Below are 269 nucleotides of genomic sequence, written 5' to 3'. Positions count from 1 at the left end.
AACCTACTGAAAATGTTGTAACTGAGCAACCAACAGCTAAGCCAGAAGCTCAAAAGCCTGCTGAGCAAAAACCAGTTGAGCAAAAGCCTGCTGAAGAAGTTCAAAAACCAGAAGCTCAAAAACCTGCTGAAAACAACAATACTCAAAAACCTGCTGAACAAAAACCAGCTGAGCAAAAGCCTGCTGAAGAAGCAAAATCTTTAAGCGAGTTCGAACAACGTGTTGTTGAATTAACAAACGCTGAGCGTGCAAAACAAGGCTTACCAGCA

At 42.0% G+C, this 269-nt stretch carries 1 pseudogene; it reads left to right on the top strand.

The features are described from left to right. Positions 1-269, top strand: a pseudogene (locus MR170_RS31580) (CAP domain-containing protein); the annotation flags it as partial.

The organism is Bacillus cereus group sp. BfR-BA-01524, assembly GCF_022662595.1.
Lineage (GTDB): Bacteria > Bacillota > Bacilli > Bacillales > Bacillaceae_G > Bacillus_A > Bacillus_A thuringiensis_S.
This window is presented reverse-complemented; position numbering and strand designations above follow the sequence as displayed.